Origin of the sequence: Halococcus morrhuae DSM 1307 (assembly GCF_000336695.1) — an archaeon.
Lineage (GTDB): Archaea > Halobacteriota > Halobacteria > Halobacteriales > Halococcaceae > Halococcus > Halococcus morrhuae.
In genome coordinates this window covers 1-2,563 of record NZ_AOMC01000133.1, presented here as the reverse complement: position 1 = coordinate 2,563, position 2,563 = coordinate 1, and the positions used below count along the sequence as shown (strand labels likewise).

3 protein-coding genes are annotated in these 2,563 nt (G+C 66.5%); all 3 read right to left on the bottom strand.

Annotation, left to right across the window (positions count from 1 at the left end):
* The coding region (locus C448_RS10835) for an isocitrate/isopropylmalate family dehydrogenase (RefSeq protein WP_004054725.1) at nucleotides 1-486 on the bottom strand (486 nt) is incomplete at its 3' end.
* On the bottom strand, nucleotides 479-1,090 hold the full coding sequence (leuD, locus tag C448_RS10830; protein ID WP_004054723.1) for a 3-isopropylmalate dehydratase small subunit: 612 nt from the start codon (nucleotides 1,088-1,090) through the stop codon (nucleotides 479-481). The genes C448_RS10835 and leuD, both read right to left, overlap by 8 nt.
* Nucleotides 1,087-2,508, bottom strand: a complete 1,422-nt coding sequence (gene leuC / locus C448_RS10825) for a 3-isopropylmalate dehydratase large subunit (protein ID WP_004054721.1) — start codon at nucleotides 2,506-2,508, stop codon at nucleotides 1,087-1,089. Before leuC ends, leuD begins: the two co-directional genes overlap by 4 nt.
* Nucleotides 2,509-2,563: the final 55 nt, after the last annotated feature.

Below are 2,563 nucleotides of genomic sequence, written 5' to 3'. Positions count from 1 at the left end.
CCTCGCGCCATCAGAGATGTGTATAAGAGACAGGTCGAACCCGAACTCGGCGATCCGTCGCGAGGCGGGTTCGGTGATCACGCGGGTCAGCGTCCGCACCTCGTCGGTGAGATCGCTCTCGATGCCCGCGTAGACGCCTTCGGTGTTCTCGCGGACGAACACCAGGTCGGCGTCGGGATGGAGCGCGTCGATACCGGGGTACGCTCTCGCGGGACGGACGTTCGCGAACGAGCCGACCGCGCTTCGGAGGGGTAAGATCACGTCCGCCGCGCTCTCGCCGGCCGCGCCGAACAGCGTCGCGTCGCTCGTCTCGGCCGCCCGTTTCGTCTCCTCGGGCAGCGGCTCGCCGGTTTCCTCCCGAACTCGATCGCCGGCATCGTACTCGGTGAACGCGAACTCGCCGACCTCGTCGAGCACCGACACCGCGACCGGGACGACCTCCTGCCCGATGCCGTCGCCCGGGATCACGGCGATCTCTTCAGTCATCGAGATAGGGGAGTGCGGCGGCCGTCTCGGCGACCGATCCTGAATTCGATCGCATCAGTGCAGTCGTGTCCCAGACGCCGTCGACGAGCGCCCGACGCTGGGCTTCGTCGACGGTGACGGTGGCCTCGTGATCGCCGTAGCGCACCGTCTCGTCGGCCACGTCGATCTCGATGTCGCTGTCGGGGTTCGCTTCGGTCCACGCCTGAATTTCCGAGACCGTCTCGTGGTCGGCGGTCACGGTCGGGATCCCGAGCGCGAGACAGTTGCCGGCGAAGATCTCGGCGAAGCTCTCGCCGATGAGTGCGTCGATCCCCCAGCGCATGAGTGCCTGGGGGGCGTGCTCGCGCGAGGAGCCACAGCCGAAGTTGGCGTTGACGACCATCACCGAGGCGTCGCGGAACCGCTCCTCGTTCATCGGATGGTCCTTCTCGTTGTCCTCGTCGTCGAACCGCTGGTCGAAGAAGGCGAACTCGCCGAGCCCGTCGAAGGTGATCACCTTCATGAACCGCGCCGGGATCACCTGATCGGTATCGATGTCGTTGCCTCGAACTGGGATACCGGTACCGGTGACGCGTTCGACGGTCTCGACGACCTCCTCGGTCATTGGACCGCCACCTCCGGCAGTTCGCGTACGTCGGTGACCTCGCCCGTGATCGCCGCCGCGGCGACCATCACCGGGCTCATGAGGACGGTTCTGCCCTCTTTCGAGCCCTGTCGCCCGACGAAGTTCCGGTTCGACGAGGAGGCACAGGCCTGATCGCCCTCCAACTGATCCTCGTTCATCCCGAGACACATCGAACAGCCCGCACCGCGCCACTCGAAGCCCGCCTCGCGGAACGTCTCGTCGAGCCCCTCCGCCTCGGCGGCCTCTTTGACGCGCTGGCTGCCCGGGACGACCATCGCGCGAACGCTCGAATCGACTTCCCGCCCGTCGACGACGTCGGCGGCGGCCCGGAGATCGGGCAGTCGGGCGTTCGTACACGAACCCAGGAACGCCACGTCGATGTCGTAGCCCTGCATCGTCTCGCCGGGCTCGACGCGCATGTGCTCCTGGGAGCCCCGTGCAGTCTCCTGTTTGTCCGCGGGGAGCGCGTCGGGTTCGGGGATCGCTTCGGTCACACCGATCCCCTGGCCCGGCGTCGTCCCCCACGTCACGACGGGTTCGATCTCGTCGCCGTCGATCGTGACGACGTCGTCGTACTCGGCGTCCGCGTCCGAGGTGATCGACTCCCAGTACTCCTTGTGCGCCTCGAACTTCTCGGGGTCGTCACGGAAGGCGTCCGTCTCGCGGAGCCACTCGTAGGTGGTCTCGTCGGGGTTGACGTAGCCCGCTCGCGCGCCACCCTCGATCGACATGTTGCAGATGCTCATCCGTCCCTCCATGTCGAGTGACTCGATCGCCTCGCCGGCGTACTCGTAGACGTAGCCGACGCCGCCGTCGACGCCGAGCTTCCGGATGATCGTGAGGATGACGTCCTTCGCACCCACATGACTATCGAGCTCGCCCGTCACCTCGATCTTCCGGACCTTCTTCTTCTCCATCGCCACCGTCTGGGTCGCGAGCACGTCGCGAATTTGCGAGGTGCCGATACCGAACGCGAGCGCGCCGAAGGCTCCGTGGGTCGAGGTGTGCGAATCGCCACAGACGATCGTCGTCCCGGGCTCGGTGAGTCCCTGCTCCGGGCCGATGACGTGGACGATACCCTGGTCGCCGCTGGTGGGATCGTCGAACTCGATCCCGGAGTCGCGGACGTTCGTCTCCAGCTCGCTCATCATCTCCTCGGCGGCGTCGTCGGCGAACGGCCGCGACTGATCCGCCGTCGGTACGATGTGGTCGACCGTCGCGTGGGTCAGGTCAGGATAGGCGACCTCCATGTCGCGCTCGCCGAGCATGCCGAACGCCTGCGGACTCGTCACCTCGTGGATGAGGTGCAGGCCCACGAACAGCTGGGTCTGGCCCGTGGGCAGCTTGGTGACGCTGTGTTCGTCCCAGACCTTGTCGTAGAGCGTGCGCTCGCTCATCGGGCGTCGTCGCGGCCTTCCGTGCCTGTCTCTTATACACATCTCTGATGGCGCG